The following is a 24,889-nucleotide window of genomic DNA, read 5'->3' as shown; positions in this document are numbered from 1 at the left end:
TCACGACCGCGGTGAACAACCCGCTCGGGCGCTCGACGGCCGATCCGGCGGCTGGGCATAGTGGGCCGCATGGGGCCGGAAAATCTTTCCCGTCGTGAGCTTCTGGTTCGTGGTGGCGTCACCGCCGCCGCCCTGACCGTGGCGGGAACGGGGGTCGCCCAAGCCGAACCGGACGCCCGGCCGGGCGACGGCGTGGTGCTGCGGCAGGGCACCAACATGTCCGCCGCGCTGTCGCCGGACGGCCGGTGGATCGCGGTCGACCTGGTCACTGGGATCTGGGTCCTGCCCGCAGGCGGCGGCCGCGCCCGGCGGCTCACCGGCGACCTGCAGGACGCCACGCTCCCCAGCTGGTCGCCGGACGGCCGCCGGATCGCGTTCCAGTCCTACCGCGACGGCAACTTCCACCTGTACGTCGTCGACGTCGCGGGCGGGCCGCCCCGCCAGCTCACCACCGGCCGGTTCGACCACCGCGAACCGGTGTTCTCGCCGGACGGCACCCAGATCGCCTTCAGCAGCGACCGGGACGGCAGCTACGGCATCCACCTGCTGGACGTCGCCTCCGGCGCGATCGGCACGGTGGTGTCCACCAGCGACGAAGAGGCGTCACCGCGGTGGTCGGCCGACGGCGCGAAGATCGTCTTCACCGTCAACGACACCGCCATCGACGTCGTCACCCTCGCCACCGGCGCCCGCACGCGCCTGGTCACCGCGACCGGCACCGACAAGCTCTACGGCCCCGCGTTCGGACCCGGCGGGCAGCCCAGCTACCTGCGGCTGCGGGGCGCCGACGCCGACCTCATGCTCGGCGAGGAGCAGCTGACCCGCGGCGAGGACGTCTTCGGCTTCGCCGCGAACTGGTCCGGCACCGCCGTGCTCTACACCGCCGACGGGCACCTCCGGTGGCGCGAGGAGTCCGGTGCGGTCAAGGACATCCCGTTCGAAGCCGTCGTGTCCACGGTCCCGCGGGACTACCGGCGGCGGGTCCGCGACCTCGACTCGGCCGCGCCGATGCCGGTCCGGGGTATCGCCGGCCCGGTGGTGTCGCGGGACGGCAGGCAGATCGCCTTCCGGGCGCTCAACGCGATCCACGTCGTCGCGGCCGGCGGCGGCAGGCCCCGGCGGCTGATCGGCGACGGCTACTTCAACTCCGATCCCGACTTCCACCCGGACGGCACGAAGCTGGTCTACACCAGCGACCGGCTCGGCACCGCCGACCTGTGGCTGCACGACCTGGCCACCGGCGAAGACCGCGTCCTGACCCGGCTGCCGGGCGCCCAGGTCGCGCCGCGGTGGTCGCCGGACGGCACCCGCGTCGCCTATGCCGACCAGGACGGCGCCACGTGGATCCACGACGTGGCCGCGGGACAGGCCCAGCAGGTGACCCCGCCGCTGTTCATGCCGGGACGGCTCACCTGGTCGCCCGACGGCTCGGTCCTCGCGCTCGCCGCGGTCAAGCCGTACTCGCGGCGCTACCGCGAGGGCACCAGCCAGATCCTCACGGTCGACCTGAAGACCCACGAACTCCGGTACGCCGAGCCGATGCCGTTCCGCTCGCTGGCCACCCGCGGCGACGACGGTCCACTGTGGTCACCCGACGGCCGGTATCTCGCCTTCACCATCGAAAGCGTCGCCTGGATCGCCCCGGTCGACGGCACCGGACGGCTGATCGGGGCGCCGCGGCAGGTCACCCGCGAAGTCACCGACTCCCTTGCCTGGCAAGGGAACGACACACTCGTGTACCTGTCGAAGGGGCAGCTCAGGGCGCAGCGGATCACCGGCGGCGATCCGCGCACGATCCGGCTCGACTTCACCTGGGCCCGGCCGCGCCCGCCGCGTCGCACCGTCCTCCACGTCGGCGCGGCGTGGGACGGCGTCGCCAGGACACTGCGGCGGGACGTCGACATCGTCGTCGACGGCGGCCGGATCGCGGACGTCCGCCCGCACCGGGACGCGCCAGGGACCATCGACGCGCACGACCTGACCGCCATGCCGGGGCTCATCGACCTGCACAACCACTGGCACCTGCGCGGCAAACAGTGGGGCGACCGGCAGGGCAGGCTGTGGCTGTCCTACGGCATCACCACGACCCGCTCGCCCGGCGACCCGGTGTACCAGATGCTGGAGACGCGCGAGGCGCTCGAATCCGGAAACCGGGTCGGGCCGCGGTACTTCGGCACCGGGGAAGCCATCGACGGCTCCCGGATCTACTACAACTTCATGCGGCCGACGCTCTCGCCCGGGCAGCTGGACCTGGAGCTGTCCCGCGCGGTCGAACTCGAATACGACATGATCAAGACCTACGTCCGGCTGCCGGTGGCCACCCAGCAGGCGGTGGTCCGGGCCGCGCACCGGGCGGGCATCCCGCTGTCGTCGCACTACCTGTACCCGGCGGCGAACATCGGCATGGACGCGATGGAGCACACCGGGGCCACCAACCGGCTCGGGTACTCCCACACCGTCAGCCGGACCGGCCGGGCGTACCAGGACGCGGTCGAGTTGTTCGTCCGCTCGGGGATGTCGGTCACGCCGACGTTGTTCACTTCCCGCGCGCTGTACGCCGACGACAAGTCGCTCGTGACCGACGAGCGCACCGAAGTTCTGTTCCCACCGTGGGAGTACCAGCTGCTCAGGACCACGGCGGACACCGTCGGCAATCCGGAGAACGCCTACCTCCGCCGGGTCCTCGCCGGGAACGTCGACATGGTGCTGCGGATCCACCGCGCGGGCGGGTTCGTGGTCACCGGCACGGACTCGCCGCTGGACAACGTGGCCGTCTCGACCCACCAGAACCTGCGCGCGATGGTCGCGTTCGGGTTCACGCCGTACGAGGCGCTCACCACCGCCACCCGCAACCCGGCGTGCTGGCTGGGCCTGGAGGACCGGATCGGGGTGCTCAAGCGCGGGGCGTACGCCGACCTGTCGCTGGTCAGCGGCAACCCGTTGGAGGACATCAAGGCGGCCGCGAACGTCCGCAGCGTGCTGGTCGGCGGGGTGCTGCGGACGGTCGGGGAGCTGCTGGCGCCCTACCGGAACCAGCCGGGCGCACGGGCGGCCACCGAAGTGGCGCCCGCGGCCCGGTCAGCGGAGAAACAGCACTGGTGGCACGTTCCGGAGTGGTCGGAACACGTGTGCTGCGCGGGCTGAGCTTTACCAGCCCGAGGGGAGGGGACGGCCTTCGGCGAACCCGGCCGCCGACTGCACGCCCAGCACCGCGCGCTCGTGGAACTCCTCCAGCGTGCGCGCGCCCGCGTACGTGCACGAGGACCGGACGCCGGAGCCGATCGAGTCCAGCAGGTCCTCCACGCCCGGCCGCTGCGGGTCGAGCGACATCCGCGACGACGAGATGCCCTCCTCGAACAGCGCCTTCCGCGCCCGGTCGAACGAGTTGTCCGTGCGCGTCCGCGCGCCCACCGCACGCTTCGACGCCATGCCGAACGACTCCTTGTAGGGCCGTCCCTGCTCGTCGAACCGCAGGTCGCCGGGGGATTCGTAGGTGCCGGCGAACCACGAGCCGACCATCGCCGCGGACGCGCCCGCGGCCAGCGCCAGCGCGACGTCGCGCGGGTGACGCACGCCGCCGTCGGCCCAGACGTGCTTGCCCAGCTCACGGGCGGCGGCCGCGCAGTCGGCGACCGCGGAGAACTGCGGGCGGCCCACGCCGGTCATCATCCGCGTGGTGCACATCGCGCCCGGCCCGACGCCGACCTTGACGACGTCCGCGCCCGCCTGGATCAGGTCGCGCGTGCCCTCGGCGGTGACGACATTCCCGGCGACCACCGGGACCTGCGGCGACACCGACCGGACGGCCTTCAGCGCGGCGATCATCTTCTCCTGGTGGCCGTGCGCGGTGTCGACGACCAGCACGTCGACGCCCGAGCCCAGCACCGCTTCGGCCTTGGCCGCGACATCGCCGTTGACGCCGATCGCGGCGGCGACGCGCAGCTTGCCCGCGTCGTCGACGGCCGGGGTGTAGATCTCCGCGCGCAGCGCCCCGACCGCGGTCAGCACGCCCGCGAGGCGTCCTTCGGCGTCGAGGCCCAGCGCCAGGTGGGCGCCGCTGCCGTGCAGCAGCTCGAAGACCTCGCGCGCGGGCGTGGTCAGGGGGACCGCGACGGCCGCGGGCTGCGCGACGTCGGCGAGCCGCGCGAAGCGGTCGACGCCCGCGCAGGCCGCTTCGTCGACGATGCCGACCGGGCGGCCTTCGCCGTCCACGACCACGACAGCGCCGTGCGCGCGCTTGTGGACCAGGTTGAGGGCGTCGGCGACCGCGTCACCGCCGGTGAGCACCAGCGGCGTGTCCCACACCGTGTGGCGGCTCTTCACCCAGCCGACGATCTCGGCGACGGCCTCGGGATCGACGTCCTGCGGCAGGACCACCAGGCCACCGCGCCGCGCGACGGTCTCGGCCATCCGTCGGCCGGCGACCGCGGTCATGTTGGCGACCACGATCGGGATCGTCGCGCCGGTGCCGTCCGCGGTGGACAGGTCGACGTCGAAGCGGGACTCCACGTCCGAACGGTTCGGCAGCAGGAACACGTCGTCGTAGGTCAGGTCGTGGGCGGGCCGGTGGCCGTCGAGGAAACGCACGAGTCACCAGACTACCTGCCGGGCCCGTGGCAGGATCCGGGGGCATGAGCACCCGCGACCGCGACGCCGAGGGACGGGCCCGCAACGCACGGCCGCGCGACGGCCTCGGCCGCCCGCTGCCGTACGGCACCGACGGCGTCGAACGGCAGCCCGAAGGCATCGTCCGCACCCCGGCGCAAACGCTTGCGGAGGCCCAGCGCCTGCTCGACGACGGCAAGCCGTTCCACGCGCACGAGGTCTTCGAGGACGCATGGAAGTCCACCACCGGCCCGGACCGCGAACTCTGGCGCGGCCTGGCCCAGCTGGCCGTCGGCCTGACCCACGCGGCCCGCGGCAACAACGTCGGCGCGGCCTCGCTGCTCGAACGCGGCGCGGGGAACATCGAGCCGTTCCGGAGCGAGCCACCACACGGCGTCGACGTCGCGGGGTTGCAGGAATGGGCGCGAAGCCTGGCCGAAGAGGCGAAGCAGCGCGCGCGGGTGACGCCGAGCGTGCCGAGGCTGACGTGCTGACGGCGGTGAGCGCCGCGATCATCGCGGCGGTGGCGTCGCTGGCCGGCGTGACGCTGGGAGCGCTGGTCGAGCCGGTGAAGCTCAACGCGGCGCGGCGCGCGAAGCTGCGGCAGGACCGGGCCTTCTACGGCCTGCTCGTGATGAGCGGTCCGGACGAGCTGGTCGACCAGGCGAAGGAGCTCCGGGCGAAGGAAATGGAACTGCACCACACGCGGTTCGAACTCGACACCGGCCGCAAGTTCGAGCGGAGGTTCCTGCCGCCGCCGGTGCGGGAAGCGAGTGCCGCCTTCGACCGGGCAATCGAGGATTTCGCCGTCGTCGCCAGGAAACACACCTCCTAGGGCTGGTCCCAGCCGTCCGAAGCCGCCTTCTCGGCGCCGATCGTCGTGCCCTCGCCGTGTCCGGTGTGGACCTTCGTCGCCTCCGGGAGGGTGAACAGCTTTTCGCGGATGGACCGCACGATCGTCGGATAGTCCGAATAGGACCGTCCGGTGGCGCCCGGCCCGCCGTGGAACAGGGTGTCGCCGGTGAACAGCACGCCCAGTTCCGCGGCGTACAGGCAGACCGCGCCGGGCGCGTGCCCCGGCGTGTGGAGGACGCGCAGTTCCGTGCCGGCCACCGTGAGCACCTGGCCGTCGGCCAGCTCGCCGTCCGGGGCGCGGTCCGGGTGGGTCAGGTCCCAGACGACGCGGTCGTCCGGGTGCAGCAGGATCGGCGCGCCGGTCGCCGCGGCCAGTGCCGGGGCCGCGTTGACGTGGTCGTTGTGCGCGTGCGTGCAGACGATCGCGAGCAGCTTCCGCTCGCCGACCACGTTTTCGATCGCCTTCGCGTCGTGGGCCGCGTCGATCACGATCACTTCCGCGTCGTCGCCCACGATCCACACGTTGTTGTCGACGTCCCAGCTGCCGCCGTCGAGCCGGAAGACACCGGAGGTCACCAGGTTCTGCACGATCGCCGTCATGCGCCCGACCTTAACGGTCGTCCGGTCAGGCGGGTTCGAGCCGGGCGAACCGGCGGTCGTACAGCAGCGCGCCCGCGGCGAGCGCGGTGAAGAAGAGCCCGATGAAGACGCAGTTGAGCGCCACGTGGCCGTAGCCGAGCGCACCCGCGTCGACGAACGGATACGGGTAGAAGCCGGTGATCGCCCCGCGTGGCAGGGTGAAGGCCAGCCAGGCCAGCGGGTAGGCCAGCGACCACCACACGGTGCGCCAGGTGAGGGACCCGCGCGGGCCGGCGATCAGCCAGCCGAGCACGAACAGGATCGGCGTCACCTTGTGCAGCATGGTGTCGGCAAAGAGGGCGAGGCCGTGCAGTTCGTACAGGCCGGCGAGGGCGACCTGGTAGACGATGCCCGTGACGATGATGCCGACCAGGGCATCGAGCCAGAGGACGCGGAACAGCGCGCCCCGGGCGACGCCGAGGGCCACCACCGCCGAGGTCGCGGTGACCAGCAGGTTCGAGTCGATGGTGAAGAAGCAGAACAGGTTCGCCACCCGCCCGGCCACGCTCGTGAAGCGGCCGCCGGTGTCGCCGGCGGTGACGACCACCTGGAGCACCAGCCCGGCCAGCGCGACCACCGCGGTGACCGCGAACCAGGTGCGGGTGAGCTTCTCGTTGCGCATCCCCGGACAATACCGGCGGGTAACTCCACAGTGGACCACCCGATCGAGTCGTTCCCGCGGAGTGGTGCTCCGGGGATCGCGGGGCATCACTCGTGATTGAGGGGGCATCGCGTGTGCTTGAAGGGGCATCACTCGTGACTGGAGGGGCATCACGCGTGATTGGAGAGGCATCACGCGTGATCGAGGGGTTGACTCGCGTGCTTGGAGGGTCGACTCGCGTATTTGGAGGGTCGTCTCGCGTGCTTGGAGGGTCGGCTCGTGTGGTTGGAGGGTCGGCTGGGGCGGTGCGGGGGTCAGGGGGCTGGGGGACGGTCGCCGTGGAGGAGTCCGCGGACCGTGTCGATCGTGTCCGCCTCGGCCGGGTCCTTGTCCGGGCGGTAGCGGACCACGCGGGCGAAGCGCAGGGCCAGCCCACCCGGGTAGCGGGTGCTCACCTGGGCGCTGTCCAGCTCGATCTCGACCACCACCTCCGGCCGGACGTACACCGTCCAGTCGTCGCGGTGGGTCTCGATCTCCTGGAACTTCCGGGTCTGCCAGGCGAGCAGCTCGTCGGTCATGCCCTTGAACGTCTTGCCCACCATGATCGGCGGGCCGCCGTCCGGGTCGCGGGCGCCCAGGTGCAGGTTGGACAGCGTGCCGGTGCGCCTGCCGTGTCCCCACTCCGCCGCCAGCACCACCAGGTCGATCGTGTGCACCGGCTTGACCTTCAGCCACGCCCGCCCGCGCCGTCCGGCCGCGTACGGTGACGTCAGGTCCTTGACCATCACCCCTTCGTGCCCGGCCTCCATCGCCGCCTCCAGGACGTCGGCCGCGCGGGCGGTGCCGATCTCGCCGGGGATCACGTGCGCCCCGGCCACCTTGCGCAGTGCCGCGTTGCGTTCCGACAGCGGCGCGTCCAGCAGGTCGACGCCGTCGAGGTGCAGGCAGTCGAAGAAGTACGGCCGCAGCAGCAGCGCCTTCACCTGCTCCTCGCGCGTGCTGCCGAACCGGCTCATCGTGTCCTGGAACGGCCGCGGCCGCCCGGCGTCGGTCAGTGCGAGAGTCTCGCCGTCGAGCACCACCGACTCGCACGGCAGCGCCCGCACCAGCTCCACCAGCTCCGCCACGCTGCCGGTGATCTCCCGCAGCGTGCGGGTCCAGACACGCACCTCGTCGCCCTGGCGGTGCACCTGGATCCGCGCACCGTCCATTTTGTACTCGACGATCGCCTCGGCGTGCTCGGCGACGGCCTCGTCCAGCGACTCCGCCGGCGACGCCAGCATCGGCCGGACCGGCGTGCCGAGTGTCAGCCGGAACTCCGCCAGCGCCGCCTGCCCGCCGGTCATCGCCGCGACCCCGGTGACGCCCAGCTTCCCGGACAGCATGAACGCCCGCCGCACGTCCTCGGCGGGCACCTCGGCCGCCGCCGCGATCGCGTCGACCATCACGCCTTCCAGTGCGCCCTGCCGCAGCTCCCCGGTGACCAGCCGGAAGAGGAACTCCTGCTCGGGCTTCGTCAGCCGGGTGAACAGGGCACGCAGCACCTCCTGCCGCCGCGTCGCCGAGCCGGTGCCTGCCGCGACACCCGCGGCCGCGGTCAGCGCCGCGTCCACCTCGGTCACCGTCGCCTCCGGCACCGCGGCGGGTTCCGCGCCGAGCCCGGCGAGGGTGCGCCAGCCCGCACCCAGCCTGTCCTGCGCGGTCTGCCCGGTCAGATACGCGATGACGGTGGGCAGCTCGCCGACCTCGGCGGCGCGCAGCACTCCGGCCAGGAGGGCGATCTTCGCCTTCCTGGACCTCGTCGCCGCCAGCTCGGCGGACGTGCGGACCAGCTCACTCAGCAGCACCCCGACATCATGACCCCCACCACCGACAATTTCAGGACGGCGGTGGGCGCTTGGGCGATCCAGGCGGCCAGCAGGCCGAGCGTGCGGGTGCTGGTTCGGCGTCAGGACGGCGGGAGCGCGGCGGCCGGTGCTTCAGCGATCCAGGCGGCCAGCAGGCCGAGGGCGCGGGCGCTGGCTCGGCGTCAGGACGGCGGCCGCTGCTTCGGCGGTCCAGGCGGCCAGCAGGCCGAGGGCGCGGGCGCTGGTTCGGCGTCAGGACGGCGGGAGCGCACCGGCCGGTGCCTCGGCGATCCAGGCGGCCAGCAGGCCGAGCGCGCGAGCGCTGTCCGACCCGGGTTCGGCGTGGTAGATCACCATGCCCTGGTCCGGGTCGCCGGGCAGGCGCAGCGTCTCGTACCGCAGCCGCAGCTCGCCGACCACGGGGTTGCGCATGACCTTCCAGCCCTGGGCCTTCTCCTGCACCGCGTGCTCGGCCCACAGCGCCCGGAACTCCGCACTGCCTCGCGAAAGCTCCTCGACCAGCCGGGTGAACTCGGGGTCGCCCGGATGCCTGCCGCCCTCGGCACGCAGGTTCGCGACGACCTCGCGGGCCACCGTGTCCCACTCCGGGTACAGCTCCTTCGCGCGTTCGTCCAGGAAGGAGAGCTTCGCGATGTTGCGCTCCGCCAGCCGCCCGAAGTCGAACGAGACCGCGCCGCCGAGTGCGTTCCACGCCAGCACGTCCAGGTGACGGCCGAAGACGAACGCCGGCGCCTGGATCGCGTCCAGCAGCTGCTGCAGCTCCGGCCGGACCCGCTGGGGCCGGGGCACGCCACGGCGGCCCGGCGCGGCGAGGTTGCGCAGGTAGGCCTCCTCGTCGTTGTCGAGCCGCAGCGCGCGGGCCAGCGCGCCGAGAACAGCGTCGGACACGTTCTTCGCGCGGCCCTGCTCCAGCCGCGTGTAGTAGTCGACGCTGATCCCGGACAGCTGCGCCAGTTCCTCCCGCCGCAGCCCCGCAACGCGCCGTTGCGTGACGCCGCGCGGCAGGCCCAGGTCGGCGGGGTCCAGTGCGGCGCGGCGCGCCTTCAGGAAGGCACCCAGCTCACTCATCCCGGCAGTGTCACCGGCCGCCGCGGGCCATGCGCAGCACGTCGAGCGCCTCGTCCAGCTGCTCCTCGGTGAGCTTCCCGTCGCGGACGTACCCGCGTTCGACGACGACCTCGCGGATCGTCTTCAGCTCCTTCAGCGCCTGCTTCGCGACCGCCGCGGCCTCTTCGTAGCCGATGTACTTGTTCAGCGGCGTCACGATCGACGGCGAGCCCTCGGCGTAGGTCCGGGTGCGCTCGGTGTTCACCGTGATCCCCGAGAACACCTTGTCCGCCAGCAGCCGCGACACCGCCGCGAGCAGGCGCGCCGACTCGAGGACGTTGCGGGCGATCACCGGCAGGTTGACGTTCAGCTGGAAGTTGCCTGCCGCGCCGGCGAAGGCGACCGCCGCGTCGTTGCCGATCACCTGCGCGACCACCTGCAGCGTCGCCTCCGGGATCACCGGGTTCACCTTGCCCGGCATGATCGACGAGCCCGGCTGCAGGTCCGGCAGCGCCAGCTCGGCCAGCCCGGTGCGCGGGCCGGACCCCAGCCAGCGCAGGTCGTTGGCGATCTTGTTGAGCGACACGGCGATCGTGCGCAGGTGCCCGGACGTCTCGACGACGCTGTCCTGCGTCGCCTGCGCCTCGAAGTGGTCGCGGGCCTCGGTCAGCGGCAGGCCGGTCACCGTCGCCAGTTCCGCAGCGACGGCCTCGCCGAAGCCCTCCGGCGCGTTGAGCCCGGACCCGACGGCCGTGCCGCCGATCGGCAGCTCGCCCAGCCGCGGCAGGCCCGACTTCAGCCGTTCGACGCCGAACCGGATCTGCGACGCCCACGCGCCCGCCTCCTGCCCGAGCGTGATCGGCACCGCGTCCATCAGGTGCGTGCGGCCGGACTTCACGACGTCGGCCCATTCCGCCGCGCGGACCTCGATCGTGCCGGCGAGGTACTCCAGCGCCGGGATGACGTCCTTGGTCACCGCTTCGGTGGCGGCGACGTGGATCGTCGTCGGGAACGTGTCGTTCGACGACTGCGACGCGTTGACGTGGTCGTTCGGGTGGACGTCCCGGCCGAGTGCGCGCGCCGCCAGCGTCGCGATGACCTCGTTGGCGTTCATGTTCGACGACGTCCCCGAGCCGGTCTGGAACACGTCGATCGGGAAGTGCGCGTCGTGGCGGCCGTCGGCGACCTCGTCGGCGGCGGCCGCGATGGCGTTCGCGAGGTCGGCGTCCAGCACGCCCAGCTTGAGGTTCACCCGCGCGGCGGCGGCCTTGAGCAGGCCGAGCGCGCGGATCTGGGCGCGCTCCAGGCCCCGGCCGGAGATGGGGAAGTTCTCCACGGCCCGCTGGGTCTGCGCGCGGTAGAGCGCGTCGGCAGGCACGCGGACCTCGCCCATCGTGTCGTGTTCGATCCGGTATTCCTGGTCAGCCATGACACCGATTCTGGCCCTGTTCGCCCGGCCCCGCGTGGTGGCGTCGCCCACCCTCGGCGGCCCGCGCGGCTAGGATCGGCTGTGTTCTCGATCACCGCCATCCACCACTGGCTGGAGCGAGCATGACTGAAGCTGGGGATACGTACGATCTCGTGATCATCGGCGCGGGCCCGACCGGCCTGTTCGCCGCCTACTACGCCGGGTTCCGCGGCCTTTCGATGGCGGTGGTCGACTCACTGCCCGAGCCCGGCGGGCAGGTGACCGCGATGTACCCCGAGAAGATGATCTACGACGTCGGCGGGTTCCCCGAGATCCGCGGCCGCGACCTGGTCGAGGGCCTGGTGCGGCAGGCCGCGCCGTGGCAGCCGAAGTACCTGCTGGGCCGCAAGGCCGAGAAGCTGGAAAGCGTCGCGAACGGCGTCGAGCTGACCCTGGACGGCGGCGAAACCCTGCGGGCAGGCGCGGTGCTGATCACCGCGGGCATCGGCGAGTTCACCCCGCGCCCGCTGCCCGCAGGCGACGGCTGGCTCGGCCGCGGCATGGTCCACTTCGTCCCGTCACTGCAGGCACACGCGGGCCAGCACGTCGTGGTCGTCGGCGGCGGCGACTCGGCGTTCGACTGGGTCCTCGCGCTGCACCCGGTCGCGGCGAGCGTGACGCTCGTGCACCGCCGGGCCAAGTTCCGCGCCGCCGAGTCGATCGTGCGGCAGGCCCGCGAACTCGGCGTCCGGATCGTCACCGACGCCGAGGTCACGCGGTTCGTCGAAGCCGCGGACGGTTCGCTGGAAGCCGTCGACGTCTCGGTGAAGGGCGCCGTCGACGAACGGCTTCCGGCCAACGCGGTCGTCGCGGCACTCGGGTTCACCGCCGACCTCGGCCCGATCGAAAGCTGGGGCCTGGAAATCGACCACCGCGCCATCGCCGTGGACTCGACGATGGCGACCGCGCGCGAACGCGTCTACGCCGCGGGCGACGTGGCCGCCTACCCGGGAAAGGTGAAGCTGATCGCGACCGGCTTCGGCGAGGCCGCGACGGCGGTCAACAACATCGCCGTCGCCCTCGACCCGGAGGCGCACCTGTTCCCGGGCCACTCCAGCAACGCCGAGTAGGTCAGGCCTTCGTCTTCTCCGCGATCCACGGCGCGTACGCGACGACGGACGTGTAGATCGACGGCGCCGTCGCGCATTCCGGGTCGTTGTTGCCCGGCCGGCTCGTGACGCCGACCAGCAGCCAGTGGTCGCCGTCCTGGACGATCTCGGGACCGCCGGAGTCGCCGAAGCACGCTCCGGCCTTGCCGCCGGGGTTGTCGGTGCACAGCTCGGCCGTGCCGTCGAACACCGAGGTGCACTTCGCGCCCTCGACGATGTGCGTGTCGAGCTGCTGCAGCGTCGAGGGAATCCCGCCGCAGCCCACCTTCGGGCACGTCTGGCCCCAGCCGAGGATGCGGGTCGCCGTGCCCGGCGCCGCGGCCGCCGCCAGCCCGATCGGGGCCGCCTTCACCGGCGTCGCCAGCCGCAGCAGCGCGATGTCGCCCGCCGGGCTCTCGGTGTTGAAGGCCGGGTTCACGACGATGTCGGCGAGCTGGACGACTTCGCCGCCTTCGCCCGCTTCGTTCGTGCCCGCCCGCACGGTGATCGCGGACGGCGGCTTGCCGAACGCGCAGTGCGCGGCCGTGACCACCCACGTCGGGGCGAGCAACGCGCCGGCGCAGAACAGCTTCCCGGTCGAGGAGTGCAGCGACACCGCGAACGGGTACGGCTGGTCGGCGTTCCCGCCCCCGACGATGCCGGGGGCCGCCGTGGCGGTACCGGGCACCAGGACGGACAGCAGGGCGAGCAGGACCAGCAGTCGCCTGGGCACGGATCTCCTTACGGCAGCGGGGGCACGACGTCGTCGTCGGGCGCGTCCAGGTGGCCGTCGAAGTTCACCGAGGAGTACGCCCGCAGCTTGTTCAGCCGGTGGTAGCCGTCGATCATTCTGACGGTCCCGGACTTGGACCGCATCACGATGGACTGCGTCGTCGCGCCGCCCTCGCGGTAGTGGACGCCGCGCAGCAGGTCGCCGTCGGTGACGCCGGTGGCGCAGAAGAAGACGTTGTCACCGCGCACGAGGTCGTCGTTGAGCAGGATGCGGTCGAGGTCGTGCCCGGCGGCGATGGCCTTTTCGCGCTCGGCGTCGTCCTTCGGCCACAGCCTGCCCTGCAGCTCGCCGCCGAGGCACTTCATCGCGCAGGCCGCGATGATGCCCTCGGGGGTGCCGCCGATGCCGAGCAGCATGTCGACGCCGGTGGTCGGGCGGGCCGCGGCGATCGCGCCCGCGACGTCGCCGTCGGAGATGAACCGGATCCGCGCGCCGGCGTCGCGGACCTCCTTGATGATCTGCTCGTGCCGCGGGCGGTCGAGGATGCACACGGTGACGTCGCCGACGCTGCTGTTCTTCGCCTTGGCGACCCGGCGGATGTTCTCCGCGATCGGCGCGCCGAGCTCCACCTTGCCCGCCGCTTCGGGCCCGACGGCCAGCTTCTCCATGTAGAACACGGCGGACGGGTCGAACATCGCGCCGCGCTCGGCGACCGCGAGCACGGCCAGCGCGTTCGGCATGCCCTTGGCCATCAGCGTGGTGCCGTCGACCGGGTCGACCGCGACGTCGCAGTCCGGGCCGTCGCCGTTGCCCACCTCTTCGCCGTTGAACAGCATCGGGGCTTCGTCCTTCTCACCCTCGCCGATCACGACGACCCCGCGCATCGACACGGTCGAGACGAGCTGGCGCATCGCGTCGACCGCCGCGCCGTCCCCGCCGATCTTGTCCCCGCGGCCGACCCAGCGGCCCGCCGCCATCGCGGCGGCTTCGGTGACCCGGACCAGCTCCATCGCGAGGTTGCGGTCGGGCGCTTCACGACGACGCGGCTCGGTGGACATCATTGCCTCCCGGATCGTGGAACTGGCGGGGTCAACAGTGAACCTTATTCAGCCGTCGGCTGGCGCAAAGGTCACCGCAGGCGGGCAGGTTGCAGTCCGTAGCGCCAGCCTGGCCCGAATAAGGTTCAGTCTGTCAGAATCCCGCGCCGATTCCAGCTACCGTCGGCATGGCCTACCTCACTGCGGGGAGTCGCCGTTCGTGTCCTCCACCGAGGCCAGCGCGGCTTCGATCCGCTCGCGCGCGCCTTCGAGATGGCGCTCACAGACCTTCGCGAGCTTCTCGCCCTTCTCCCACAACGCAAGCGACTGCTCCAGGGACAAGCCGCCGGCCTCCAGCTCGCGGACGACCTCGACGAGGCGGTCGCGGGCCTGCTCGTAGCCGAGTTCCTCGCTGGGTGTCTCACTCACGCTCGGTGTTCTCCGACCTTCCGGGCCTGCACGCTGTTCGCGCACACTACCGCGCTCGCCATGGCGTGGTCGTACCCGACGAAGGCGAGGGCGAACTCCTGGCCGTCACCGTCCGCGATCGCCTCTTCGAGGTTCTCCTGCGCGCCCGCCACCCGCTTCCGGTGCCCGGCGCCCTCGGCGAACCACCAGCGCGAGCCGACCTGCATCGACGTCGCCTCGGACAGCCGCCGCAGCTGCGGGCCGAGGTCGCGGCGGGCGGCGCTGTGGCAGCCGGCGAGCAGCGCCGTCCAGCACTCGGCGGCGGCGCGGTCGGTGCGCACCGCCTCGTCCAGCAGCGGCCGCGCGCCCAGCTTCCGGGCGGCGTCCATGGTGAGCGGGAGGAACGTCGCCTTCACTCCTGCGCTCCTTCCGCCACCGCCTTGATCGCGCCGTCGCCCACGCGCACGCGCAGCTGGGCACCGGCCTCGACTTCGGAGACGGAGCGGAGTACCTGGAGGTTGCCTTCGGCGTCGACGAACTGCACGACCGCGTACCCGCGCGCCAGCGTGGCGGCCGGGCCGAGCGCGGTGAGCCGCGCCCGCGCGCTGGAGATCTCGGCCTGGTCCTTCGCGAGCAGCGTCAGCATGGCGCGGCGCCCCCGCTCGCGGTGGACGTCCACGTCGTCCTGGCGGCGCTGGATGGGGCCGAGCGGGTCGGCCAGCGACGGGCGGCTGCGGATCTGGTTGAGCAGGCGCGCCTGGGTGTCGACCCAGCCGTGCAGGGCGCGACGGCCGCGGTCGCGCATCTGCCGGACCCGCTCGGTCTCCTCGCGCACGTCCGGGACGATGCGCTTGCTCGCGTCGGTCGGCGTCGAGCAGCGCAGGTCGGCGACGTGGTCGAGCAGCGGCGAGTCGGGTTCGTGCCCGATCGCGCTGACCACCGGCGTGCCCGCGGCCGACACCGCGCGGCAGAGCGCCTCGTCGGAGAACGGCAGCAGGTCCTCCACGCTGCCGCCGCCGCGGGCGATGACGATGACGTCGATGTCCGGATCGGCGTCCAGGATGCGCAGCGCGCGCATCACCTGCGGCACCGCCTGCGAGCCCTGCACGGCGGTGTTGATCACCTTGAACTGGACGTGCGGCCAGCGCGCCTGCGCGTTGACCAGCACGTCCCGTTCGGCGGCCGACGCGCGGCCGGTGATCAGCCCGACGCCCTTCGGCAGGAACGGGATCGGCCGCTTGCGCTGCGGCGAGAACAGGCCTTCGGCGGCCAGCAGCTTGCGCAGCCGCTCGATCCGGGCCAGCAGCTCACCGATGCCGACGGCGCGGATCTGGTCGGCACGCAGGCTGATCGTGCCGCGGCCGAAGAAGTACGACGGCTTGGCGTGCACCACCACGCTCGCGCCTTCGCGCAGCGGCGGCTCCATCTCGCGGATCAGCCAGTTCGGGCAGGTGACCGACATCGAGACGTCCGCCGACGGGTCGCGCAGCGTGAGGAACGCGGTCTGGGTGTTGGGCCGGGAGCTGATCTGGGTGACCTGGCCCTCGACCCAGACGGCACCGAGCCGGTGGATCCAGTCGCCGATCTTGCGCGCGACGGTCCGGACCGGCCACGGCTTTTCGGCGGTGCTCGCGGCGGCTTCGGTGGTCACTGGCCTCCGTCGCCGTTTTCCTCGGACTGCTCGCTCTTGCGGGCGTTGGCGATCCGGCGCGAGAGCATGCCGGTGAACGACGCGCGGTCGGCGTGGGCCCGCTCGTACTCGAGGATGGTCTCGAGCTGCTCGATCGACAGCTGGCGCAGCCGCGCGCGCAGCTGCGGGAGGGTGAGCTGGTCGTAGCCGGTCAGCCCGGCCGGGCCCTCGTACCCGCCGGCACTGGTCCGGGGGATGTCGCTCTTGGCCTTCTTGTCGATCTTCGGCGTGCCCGGCTGAGGCTTGTTGTCCTCGGCGTCGTGGTTGTCGCGGGCGTCGAACTCGCCGTCGGCGTGGTCCGCGGCCAGCGCGCGTTCCTCTTCGGCCCAGGGATCGCCCAGTTCCTCTTCGAGGTCGGACAGTGGCCCACGGTGACCGTTGAGTTCCGTGCGCGGCTCGGGCACGTCGGCGACCGGCGCGGGATCCGGCCGCAGGGGCTGGGCGTCCTCGTCGAAGGTCGCCCAGCTCGGCGTGTCCTCGACCGGACGCAGGCTGGAGAGGGCGTTGTCGCCCTTGATCGCCAGCTCGGTGACGTGCTGCTGCACCCGCATGGAGGCCTGCAGCACCTGGCTGACCACGGTCACCGGGAGCCCGGCGAGCTGCCGGGGAAGTTCGCGAACCCGCTCGGCGGTGGTGACGGCGAGTCCCGCGGCGACCCGGAGGGGGAGCGGGAATGGCTTCATGGGTCCAGCCTGCCGCATGTCCCGCCTTCCTGCCCAACCGGACGGCAGCAGTGCGTGACGCCCGGCACAGCCCGGGAGAGGGACGAAGCTCACCCGAAAGGGACTGCGAGGTCGTCTCGGGGCTGCCCGTACCCTGGAGGCCATGAGTGCAGCGAGTCCCGGAATCGAGCCCGCGGGTACCCCGACGATCACCGGAACCGCTTCCGGCAAGCGGGTGCTGCTGGCCAAGCCCCGTGGTTACTGCGCGGGCGTGGACCGCGCGGTGATCGCCGTCGAGAAGGCCCTCGAGGTCTACGGCGCCCCGGTGTACGTCCGCAAGGAGATCGTGCACAACAAGCACGTGGTGGAGACGCTGCGCGAGCGCGGCGCGATCTTCGTCGACGAGACGTCCGAGGTGCCCGAGGGCGCGCTGGTGGTGTTCTCCGCGCACGGCGTCTCGCCGATGGTGCACCAGGAGGCCGCCGAGCGGAACCTGCGCACGATCGACGCGACCTGCCCCCTGGTGACGAAGGTGCACAAGGAGGTCAACCGGTTCGCGAAGGACGACTACGACATCCTGCTGATCGGCCACGAGGGTCACGAAGAGGTCGAGGGCACGGCAGGCGAGGCCCCGGACAAGGTCCAGCTGGTCGACACGGCCGAGGACGTCGACAAGGTCCAGGTGCGCGACCCGTCGAAGGTGATCTGGCTGTCCCAGACGACGCTGTCGGTCGACGAGACGATGGAGCGCGTCGACCAGCTCCGCGAGCGCTTCCCGGAGCTGGCGGACCCGCCGAGCGACGACATCTGCTACGCGACGACGAACCGCCAGGTGGCGGTCAAGGCAATGGCGGCGGAGTGTGACCTGGTCCTGGTGGTCGGGTCGAAGAACTCGTCCAACTCGAAGCGCCTGGTCGAGGTGGCCCTCAAGGCGGGGGCGCGCGCGTCGTACCTGGTGGACTTCGCCCACGAGGTGGACCCGTCGTGGCTCGAGGGCGTGACGACGGTCGGCGTGACATCGGGCGCGTCGGTCCCGGACGTGCTGGTCATGGAGCTGCTGGACTGGCTGGCCGAGCGCGGCTACGCCGACGTCGACGAGGTCACGACGGCCAACGAGAAGATCTCCTTCGCACCCCCGAAGGAGCTACGCAAGGTCTGACTCGCGGCTCCGCCGCGTTTCGTGTCGACCCGCCAATCACGCGAGTCGACCTTCGGATCACGAGAGTCGACCCGGCAATCACACGTGATGCCCGCTGGATCACGCGAGATGTCCCTTCCGGCACGCGCGATGCCGCTGGCTCGTGGCTGATGCCTCTCCGGTCACGCGTGATGCCCGCCTGATCACGGGCGATGCCCGTTCCGGCACGCGGGATGCCGCTGGATCGCGGCTGATGCCTTTCCGGTCACGCGTGATGCCCGCCTGATCACGCGAGATGCCCCTTCCGGCACGCGCGATGCCCGCTGGATCACGGCCGATGCCCCGTCAAGCACGCCGCGGTGCCTCGCCCGGCCGCCGGGTGCGCAGCCACTCTGGGCCGCATGCGAAACGGCGGTCACCTCCTGCGGGAGGTGACCGCCGTTTCGGCTGTTCAGCGCTCTTCTTCGTCCCAGGGACGGGGCCGCCGCGGCGGGGCACCCCGGCCACCGGATGGGCGGCGGGGCGGTGGCGTGTCGCGGCCGTCTTCCGCGGGTGGGCGGGGACGGCGGCGGGGGGCGTCGCCGCGGGGCTCGCGGCGGCGGGGGTCGGCGTCTTCCGGGCGGGGCGTTCGGCGGGCCGGGGGCGGTGGCTTGCGTGTGCCGCGTGCGGCCGGGTCGCGGTCGGCGGGGGCGCCGGCGCGGGGCGTGCGGCGTTCGCCTTCTGCCGGCGGGCGGGGGCGGCGGGGTGGTTCGCCCTCGCGGCCTCGGCGGGCTCCCTGGGGCAGGGGTGTCTGGCCGGTGCGGTTCGAGCCGGGCGGCCGCGGGCGGCCACCCGCCGACGTCGCGGCGGCGCGGGACGACGGCTTCTCGTCGCCCTTGGCGCCCTTCTTGGGGGCGTCCGGGTCACGCTCGCGGAAGATCCGGACGAAACCGATCAGCAGCGTGACGCCGGTGGTGATCGCCATGATCGGGAAGCCGTTGATCAGCGGGGTGCCGATGTTGAGTGCCTTCGACAGCATGTCGTCGCCCTGCGACCCGGAGGTCAGCAGGATCACGCCCGGCACGGTCACGGCCAGCACCAGCGGCGGCATCACCATCGGCCCGAACAGCCCGCGGCGCCGCACCGCGCAGACCGCGATCACGGCCCCGCCGACGTAGCAGACGGTGAAGATCAGCGGGATGCTGCCCTGGCTCGGCTTGCCCAGGAGGGCGCCCACGACCGCCAGGCCGAAGCCGACCAGGACCGCGGCCCACCACGGCAGTCCCCGCCTCGAACCGACGACAGGACGCTCGTCCCACGGCACGGGGACGTCGTCGGCATCTGGATCGCTCTGGCGATCGCGAATCGCGGTCACAGGGCAACACCGTATCTCGTGGTTGTGAAGATCTTGCCAGCACCGCCGCCGACGTGGGGCTACAGCCACCCGCGGCCATGATCCGGTGGCGCCCGGTGACCATCTCCCGGACCCGGACGCCCACGCTCGACCTGCGGTCCGAGGCAGACGGAGACGCCCTCTCGCGAGGCGCTTCACCCGCGGGTGTGAGCGTGAACACGGCGACGCCGCCCAAGGCCTGGCAGCGGCTCGAAATGCACCGAATGTGGCGTTCGGTGCATTGGACGCAACCAACGCCGCATTGGGGACACCGAGGCATGTCCCACCGGCCACAGTGCTGCAACCGGCCGCAGTGCTCCAACCGGCCACAGTGCTCCAACCGGCAACGCCCGATTCGCCATGGCCAGGCAGCACCTCGCCCGGCTGCCACCCTCACCCACCCGGCGGAACCGGCCCTCCCCGCAGCAACAGGCGTTCTCAACTCGCCGCCAGTTCGTCCCCCTTCCGCACCGTCGGAACGGGAGCCGGGCTGCCTGCCGCGTCCGTCAGGGGTGCCACGGTCGAGCGGAACGTCTCCAGTGCCTCCAGCTCCCGCCTTCGCGCCGACAGGAACCGCTGCAAATGGGTGCTCGACAGGTTCAGTGCCTCCACCGCCCCGCCCGCTGCCCGGTGGGCCGCCGCCGCTCCGGCGCGGACCTGCTCGACGTCCGCTTCCAGGGTGCGGTCGCTTGCCGCGAACAGGGCCGCCGACGCCAGGACGCCGAAGCCTGTCGGGCCGCACAGGAACACCCGGCGGTCGATCAGCCAGCGCAGCAGCTCCGGGTCCGTGTCCATCGCCGCGACCACCGCCGCGTCCGAGGGGACGAACATGATCGTGCCGTAGATCGCGTCCGCCCAGCGCTGATAACCCTTGCCCGCCAGCTCCGCCGCCCGGGAACGGATCTGGCGCACGTGCGCGCGCAACGCGTCGATCCGCTCGTCCGGGTCGTCCGTCTCGACCGCCTCCGACCAGGTGGCCATGCTCGCCTTCGCGTCGACCGGCACCGTCCGGCCGCCGCCCACCCGCAGCACCATGTCCGGCTTCGCCGAGCCGCCGCCCGCCAGGTCCGTCTGCAGCGTGAAGTGCAGGTCTTCGCGCAGACCGAGGGCGCGCGCCGTCTCCACCAGCACCTGCTCGCCCAGCTCGCCGCGCCCGCTGATCGACGCGAACGCCACTTCGTACCGCCGCAGCGCCAGCTGCTGCTGGTCCGCCTTGGCCCGCTCGGCCGCCACCAGCCGGGCCGCCGCGTCCGCCCGGCGCATCCCGTCCTGGTACAGCCGCCACAGCACCGCGACGGCGAACAGCAGCAGGACCGCCAGCACGATCGCCGCGGTGGTCAGCACTGTCGCCACTTCGTCTCCTCCCTCCGGGCCGCGTGGATCGGACCGCGCAGACATCATGGCGGACCGCACCGACAAAACCGCACCCGATCCGTCGCTCTGGGTAGCTGACCTGCGAACACTTCGATTCGACACAGGGCGTGTCCGATCCGGCACGCTCGTGTTAGTACACACGTTCGAGTGAGGCGGCGGCGTGCCTGCGCGATTTCGTCGGAGGCGGGTCGTACCTTGGCCCCCGTGAGATTCCTGCACACCTCCGACTGGCACGTCGGCCGCACCTTCCACGGCGCCGACCTGCTCGCGGAACAGGAAGCGGTGCTCGGGCACCTCGCCGACCTCGTGGCCGGCGAGGCGATCGACGCCGTCCTGGTGGCAGGCGACATCTACGACCGCGCGGTGCCCTCCGCCGAAGCCGTGCGGGTGGCGACGAAAGCCGTCGCGCGGATCCGCGCGGCCGGCGCGCAACTCGTCGTCACCCCGGGCAACCACGACTCGGCGCCCCGCCTCGGTGCCTTCGCGGAGTTCGCCGCGGCGGGCGGCCTGCACCTGCGCACCACCGTCGGCGGGCTGGCCGAACCGGTCCTGCTGGAAGACGCCCACGGCCCGGTCGCCGTCTACGGAATCCCTTACCTGGAGCCGGAACCGGCGCGGCACGCGCTCGGCGTGCCGGACGCGCGTGGCCACACCGGCGTGCTCACCGAGGCCATGCGCCGGATCCGCGCGGACCTGGAAACCCGGCCGGGCACCCGCTCGGTCGTGCTCGCGCACGCGTTCGTGACCGGCGGCGAACCGACCGACTCGGAACGGACGATCGCGGTCGGCGGAGTCGAGCAGGTCCCCGGCTCGGTCTTCGACGGCGTCGACTACGTCGCTCTGGGCCACCTCCACGGCCCGCAGACGCTCGCCGAGCACCTGCGCTACTCGGGCAGCCCGCTCGCGTACTCGTTTTCCGAGGCGCGCCAACGCAAATCGGTCTGGCTGGTCGACTTCGGCGAAAGCGGGCTCGCGGAGGTCCGGCGCCACGAACTGCCGGTGCCGAGGCCGCTCGCGACGCTGCGCGGCGGCATCGAGGACCTCCTCGTGAACCCGGACCACGACGCCGTCCTCGGTCACTTCCTGTCGGTCACGGTCACCGACCGGGTCCGCCCGGTGGACGCGATGCGGCGGCTGCGCGAGCGGTTCCCGTACGCGGTGCACCTGGAGTGGGAGCCCGAAGGCGGGCACGCCGGTGCGCCGCTGCGGTACTCCGACGCCGTCCGCGGCCGGTCCGACATCGAGGTCTCGCGCAGTTTCCTCGACGACTGCCGCGGCGCGCCGCCCACCGAAAGCGAAGAGCGGCTGCTGTTCCAGGCACTGGAAGCGGCCGACCGGGGGGCACTGGCGAAATGAGGCTGCACAGGCTGGAGGTCGAAGCCTTCGGGCCGTACTGCGCACGCGAAGTGGTCGACTTCGACGTGCTCGGCGCCGACGGCCTCTTCCTCCTGCACGGCGAAACCGGCGCGGGCAAGACGACGCTGCTCGACGCGATCGCGTTCGCGTTGTTCGGCGTGGTCCCGGGCGTGCGCAACGAGGCCAAGCGGCTGCGCTGCGACCTCGCCGGACCCGACCAGGTCACCGAGGTCTCGCTGGAGCTGACCGTGCAGGGGCACCGGCTGAAGATCGTGCGCAACCCGGAGTACCAGCGGCCGAAACGGCGTGGCGAAGGCACGACCACGCAGCAGGCGAAGGTGTCGCTGAGCTGGGTCGGCACCGCGCCCGCCGGCCTGCCGCCGGAGGGCCTGATCCGGATCGAGGAGGTCGCGCGCACCGTCGAGCGGCTGCTCGGGATGACCGCGGCGCAGTTCTTCCAGGTGGTGCTGCTGCCGCAGGGCGAGTTCGCCCGCTTCCTGCGGTCGGACACCGCCGAGCGCGAGAAGCTCCTCGAACGGCTCTTCGGCACCGAGCGCTTCGCCGACGTCGAACGCTGGTTCACCGACCTGCGTGCCGAGCGCGGCCGGGAACTGCAGGAACGCCAGGGGCAAGTGCGCGAACTGCTGGCGAGGTACGCGCAGGAAGCGCAGCAGGATCCGCCCGAGACCGATGTCGCCGAGTGGGTCGACAGCGTGCTCGCCGCGGCGAAGGACCGCGTCGCGCAGGTGACGGCCGAGGAGGAGCGGGCCCGGTCGGCCGCCGAGCGGGCCGACGTCCGCCTGCAGGAAGAGCGGGCGGGTGCGGAGAAGATCCGCCGGGTCCGCACCGCGCACCTGCGGCTGGTCGAGATCACCGAGCAGGCCCCGCAACGCGCCGAGTGGGCGGCGGAGGTCGCGGCCGCGCGGCGGGCGGCAGGCGTCGCCGTCGAGGCCGACCTGCTGGACCGGCGGCTCGCCGAGCTGGCCGAAGCCGAGCAGGCGGAGAAGGCCCGCGGTGCCCGGCTGCGCGAGTTCGGCACGCGTGCGACCGGAGACCTGAAGGAACGGGCGGCCGCCGCGCGCGAGGAGGCGGGCGCGGTCGCGGAGCTGGTCGCCGAGGCCGAGCAGCAGCAGCTCGACACCATGCGGCGAGACGACCGGAAGCTGGCCGCCGTCACGGCACAGCAGCAGGTCGAACAGCTGTCCACCGAGCTGGCCGCGATCCCCGCCCGGCTGGCCAAGCTACGGGCCGAGGCGCTCGAAGCGGCCGAAGCGGAAGCCAAGCTCGACGGCGCCAGGGCGAAGGTGGACGAGCTGCGGGCCTTCGCCCGCGACGCGGCCGAGCTGCCCGAGGCTCAGGCCAAGGTCCAGCGCGGCGAAGCGAAACTGCGCGAGGTCGTCGACGCGCACCAGGAAGCCCGGCAGCGGCGGCTCGACCTGCGGGAGCGGCGGCTCGACGGCATGGCGGCCGAGCTGGCCGCCGCGCTGCCGGACGGCGCGCCCTGCCCGGTCTGCGGCTCGGCCGAGCACCCGGCGCCGGCGAACCGGGACGTCGAGCTGGTCGACCCGGCCGAGGAACGCGCGGCCGAGGAAGCCGAGCAGGCGGCGGACGCGGTGCGGCAACGGGTCGTCGTCGCGCTGGAGGAGGCGAAGGCGCGGCTGGCGGCCCTGGCCGAACGGCTCGGCGAGCGCACGGCCGAGTCGATCGCCGCCGAGTTGGCGGAAGCACGGGCGGCCGTCGCCGCGCTCGACCGGAAGGCCGCGGCCAAGGCGAACCTGAGCCGTCAGGTCGTCCTCCTGGAACGCGATCTCGAAGCGTGGACCGAACGCCTCCGCCGCGCCGAGCAGGCGGCGACCGAGGCCGCGACCGACGTCCGCGCCCTCGAAGAACGGCTGGCCGAGCGCGAACGCCGCCTGGTCGCCGGGCGCGGTGAGTTCGCCGACGTCGGCGCCCGGCGTGAGCATCTGCTCGGGCTGGCCGAAGCCCTGGAGGCGGTCGCCGAGGCCCGGACGGCCGTCGCGGGCGCCCGGGAGCGGGTGGCCGAGCAGCGCGCGCTGGTCGAAGCGGCAGTCGAGGCGAAGGGCTTCCCGTCGCTGAAGAAGGCGCGGGCCGCGATGCTGCCGGACGAGCAGATCGAGAAGCTGGAGCAGGGCATCGCCGAGGCCGAGGCGGCCGCGGCGGGGGCGCGGGCGCTGCTGGCCCAGCCCGACCTGTTCGGGATCTCCCCGGACGACGTCGCCGACGTCGGCCGCGCGGCCGACGAGGCCCAGCTGGCACGGGCCCGCGCCGACTCGGCGTACGCGGCGCTGCGGGTGGCCACCGCCCAGCACGAGGAGCTGACCCGACTGGCTGGGCTGCTACGCGGGGCGCTCGCCGGGCTGGCGCCGGCCGAAGCGGAGTTCGCCGAGCTGAAAGCCCTCGCCGAGGTCGTCAACGGGCGCGGGCAGAACAGCCGCAAGATGTCGTTGCGGTCGTACGTGCTCGCGGCGCGGCTGGAAGAGGTGGCGGTCGCCGCCACGCACCGGCTGCGCACGATGAGCCAGGGCCGGTACTCGTTCGTCCACTCGGACGCGGCCGGGGCCCGTGGCACCCGCGGCGGCCTCGGCCTCGACGTGCTGGACGACTACTCGGGCACCATCCGCCCGGCGAAGACGCTGTCGGGCGGCGAGTCGTTCCTCGCGTCGCTGTCCCTCGCGCTCGGCCTGGCCGACGTCGTCGCGGGCGAAACCGGCGGCGCGCTGCTGGACACGCTGTTCGTCGACGAGGGCTTCGGCACGCTGGACGCCGAAACCCTCGACGTCGTCATGAACATCCTCGACGAGCTGCGGGCAGGCGGCCGGGTGGTCGGGCTCGTGTCGCACGTCGAGGAACTGCGGCAGCGCATCCCGACGCGGCTGCGGGTCCGCAAGTCCCGCACCGGCTCGAGATTGGAGGTGCGCGCGGGCTGA

21 protein-coding genes are annotated in these 24,889 nt (G+C 72.6%); 7 read left to right on the top strand and 14 right to left on the bottom strand.

The annotated features are described in order from the left end of the window. Positions 1–69: 69 nt before the first annotated feature. Complete coding sequence (locus ABJI51_RS14615) at positions 70–3,144, top strand: amidohydrolase family protein (RefSeq protein ID WP_348951085.1); 3,075 nt, start codon at positions 70–72, stop codon at positions 3,142–3,144. A 3-nt stretch (positions 3,145–3,147) separates the two neighbouring features. Here the strand turns inward: ABJI51_RS14615 and guaB1 are convergent, their stop codons facing one another. Then, entirely contained in the window at positions 3,148–4,587 is a 1,440-nt protein-coding gene (gene guaB1, locus ABJI51_RS14610) for a GMP reductase (protein WP_348951083.1), read from the bottom strand. A 44-nt stretch (positions 4,588–4,631) separates the two neighbouring features. Between guaB1 and ABJI51_RS14605 the strand changes: the two genes are divergently transcribed. Both ABJI51_RS14605 and ABJI51_RS14600 read left to right on the top strand, forming a co-directional pair. Continuing rightward, positions 4,632–5,099, top strand: a complete 468-nt coding sequence (locus ABJI51_RS14605) for a DUF309 domain-containing protein (protein ID WP_348951082.1) — start codon at positions 4,632–4,634, stop codon at positions 5,097–5,099. A gap of 5 nt (positions 5,100–5,104) precedes the next feature. After that, positions 5,105–5,440 (top strand): hypothetical protein, encoded by a 336-nt coding sequence (locus tag ABJI51_RS14600; protein ID WP_348951080.1) that lies wholly within the window; start codon positions 5,105–5,107, stop codon positions 5,438–5,440. Here ABJI51_RS14600 and ABJI51_RS14595 read toward each other — a convergent pair. The 5 genes from ABJI51_RS14595 to ABJI51_RS14575 form a co-directional block, all read right to left on the bottom strand. Next, positions 5,437–6,060, bottom strand: a complete 624-nt coding sequence (locus tag ABJI51_RS14595; RefSeq protein WP_348951078.1) for an MBL fold metallo-hydrolase — start codon at positions 6,058–6,060, stop codon at positions 5,437–5,439. The two genes, ABJI51_RS14600 and ABJI51_RS14595, sit on opposite strands and share 4 nt — an antisense overlap. Positions 6,061–6,085: 25 nt before the next feature. Further along, positions 6,086–6,721 carry a Pr6Pr family membrane protein gene (locus ABJI51_RS14590; RefSeq protein ID WP_348951076.1) on the bottom strand — a complete coding sequence of 212 codons (636 nt, stop codon included), beginning with the start codon at positions 6,719–6,721 and terminating at the stop codon, positions 6,086–6,088. 293 nt (positions 6,722–7,014) lie between these two features. Continuing rightward, positions 7,015–8,547, bottom strand: coding sequence for an ATP-dependent DNA ligase (locus ABJI51_RS14585; RefSeq protein ID WP_348951075.1), 1,533 nt, complete (start codon positions 8,545–8,547; stop codon positions 7,015–7,017). Between the two features lie 252 nt (positions 8,548–8,799). Beyond that, entirely contained in the window at positions 8,800–9,636 is an 837-nt protein-coding gene (locus ABJI51_RS14580; RefSeq protein ID WP_348951074.1) for a helix-turn-helix transcriptional regulator, read from the bottom strand. 10 nt (positions 9,637–9,646) lie between these two features. Continuing rightward, complete coding sequence (locus tag ABJI51_RS14575) at positions 9,647–11,044, bottom strand: class II fumarate hydratase (protein WP_348951072.1); 1,398 nt, start codon at positions 11,042–11,044, stop codon at positions 9,647–9,649. Positions 11,045–11,166: 122 nt separating this feature from the next. Here ABJI51_RS14575 and ABJI51_RS14570 point away from each other — a divergent pair, with 122 nt between their 5' ends. Beyond that, entirely contained in the window at positions 11,167–12,153 is a 987-nt protein-coding gene (locus ABJI51_RS14570; protein WP_348951071.1) for an NAD(P)/FAD-dependent oxidoreductase, read from the top strand. A 1-nt stretch (position 12,154) separates the two neighbouring features. Here ABJI51_RS14570 and ABJI51_RS14565 read toward each other — a convergent pair whose 3' ends face one another. From ABJI51_RS14565 to ABJI51_RS14540, 6 genes are all read right to left on the bottom strand, one after another. Further along, complete coding sequence (locus tag ABJI51_RS14565) at positions 12,155–12,904, bottom strand: S1 family peptidase (protein WP_348951069.1); 750 nt, start codon at positions 12,902–12,904, stop codon at positions 12,155–12,157. Positions 12,905–12,912: 8 nt separating this feature from the next. Further along, positions 12,913–13,962, bottom strand: a complete 1,050-nt coding sequence (glpX, locus tag ABJI51_RS14560; protein WP_348951068.1) for a class II fructose-bisphosphatase — start codon at positions 13,960–13,962, stop codon at positions 12,913–12,915. 177 nt (positions 13,963–14,139) lie between these two features. Then, positions 14,140–14,370: an exodeoxyribonuclease VII small subunit gene (locus tag ABJI51_RS14555; RefSeq protein ID WP_348951066.1), complete on the bottom strand. Its 231-nt coding sequence runs from the start codon at positions 14,368–14,370 to the stop codon at positions 14,140–14,142. Then, positions 14,367–14,765 carry a hypothetical protein gene (locus tag ABJI51_RS14550; protein ID WP_348951065.1) on the bottom strand — a complete coding sequence of 133 codons (399 nt, stop codon included), beginning with the start codon at positions 14,763–14,765 and terminating at the stop codon, positions 14,367–14,369. Before ABJI51_RS14550 ends, ABJI51_RS14555 begins: the two co-directional genes overlap by 4 nt. Then, a complete protein-coding gene (xseA, locus tag ABJI51_RS14545; RefSeq protein WP_348951063.1) occupies positions 14,762–16,000 on the bottom strand; it encodes an exodeoxyribonuclease VII large subunit in 1,239 nt (412 codons plus the stop codon). Before xseA ends, ABJI51_RS14550 begins: the two co-directional genes overlap by 4 nt. Then, positions 15,997–16,722, bottom strand: coding sequence for a lipid droplet-associated protein (locus tag ABJI51_RS14540; RefSeq protein WP_348951061.1), 726 nt, complete (start codon positions 16,720–16,722; stop codon positions 15,997–15,999). Before ABJI51_RS14540 ends, xseA begins: the two co-directional genes overlap by 4 nt. A gap of 142 nt (positions 16,723–16,864) precedes the next feature. On the opposite strand from ABJI51_RS14540, the gene ABJI51_RS14535 reads away from it, so the two are divergent. Beyond that, positions 16,865–17,860 carry a 4-hydroxy-3-methylbut-2-enyl diphosphate reductase gene (locus ABJI51_RS14535; protein ID WP_348951059.1) on the top strand — a complete coding sequence of 332 codons (996 nt, stop codon included), beginning with the start codon at positions 16,865–16,867 and terminating at the stop codon, positions 17,858–17,860. 430 nt (positions 17,861–18,290) lie between these two features. Here ABJI51_RS14535 and ABJI51_RS14530 read toward each other — a convergent pair whose 3' ends face one another. Beyond that, the gene (locus ABJI51_RS14530) at positions 18,291–19,193 is read right to left on the bottom strand and encodes a DUF6542 domain-containing protein (protein ID WP_348951057.1); all 903 of its coding nucleotides are present in this window, start codon (positions 19,191–19,193) and stop codon (positions 18,291–18,293) included. A 456-nt stretch (positions 19,194–19,649) separates the two neighbouring features. Further along, a complete protein-coding gene (locus ABJI51_RS14525; protein WP_348951055.1) occupies positions 19,650–20,564 on the bottom strand; it encodes a DNA recombination protein RmuC in 915 nt (304 codons plus the stop codon). A gap of 225 nt (positions 20,565–20,789) precedes the next feature. On the opposite strand from ABJI51_RS14525, the gene ABJI51_RS14520 reads away from it, so the two are divergent. Together ABJI51_RS14520 and ABJI51_RS14515 are read left to right on the top strand one after the other, a co-directional pair. After that, positions 20,790–21,941 carry an exonuclease SbcCD subunit D gene (locus ABJI51_RS14520; protein WP_348951053.1) on the top strand — a complete coding sequence of 384 codons (1,152 nt, stop codon included), beginning with the start codon at positions 20,790–20,792 and terminating at the stop codon, positions 21,939–21,941. Further along, positions 21,938–24,889, top strand: a complete 2,952-nt coding sequence (locus ABJI51_RS14515; protein WP_348951052.1) for an AAA family ATPase — start codon at positions 21,938–21,940, stop codon at positions 24,887–24,889. Before ABJI51_RS14520 ends, ABJI51_RS14515 begins: the two co-directional genes overlap by 4 nt.

Source organism: Amycolatopsis melonis, from assembly GCF_040064235.1.
GTDB classification, from domain to species: Bacteria; Actinomycetota; Actinomycetes; order Mycobacteriales; family Pseudonocardiaceae; genus Amycolatopsis; species Amycolatopsis melonis.
The sequence above is the reverse complement of the archived record's forward strand: the minus strand, read 5'-3'. Positions and strand labels throughout refer to the sequence as shown.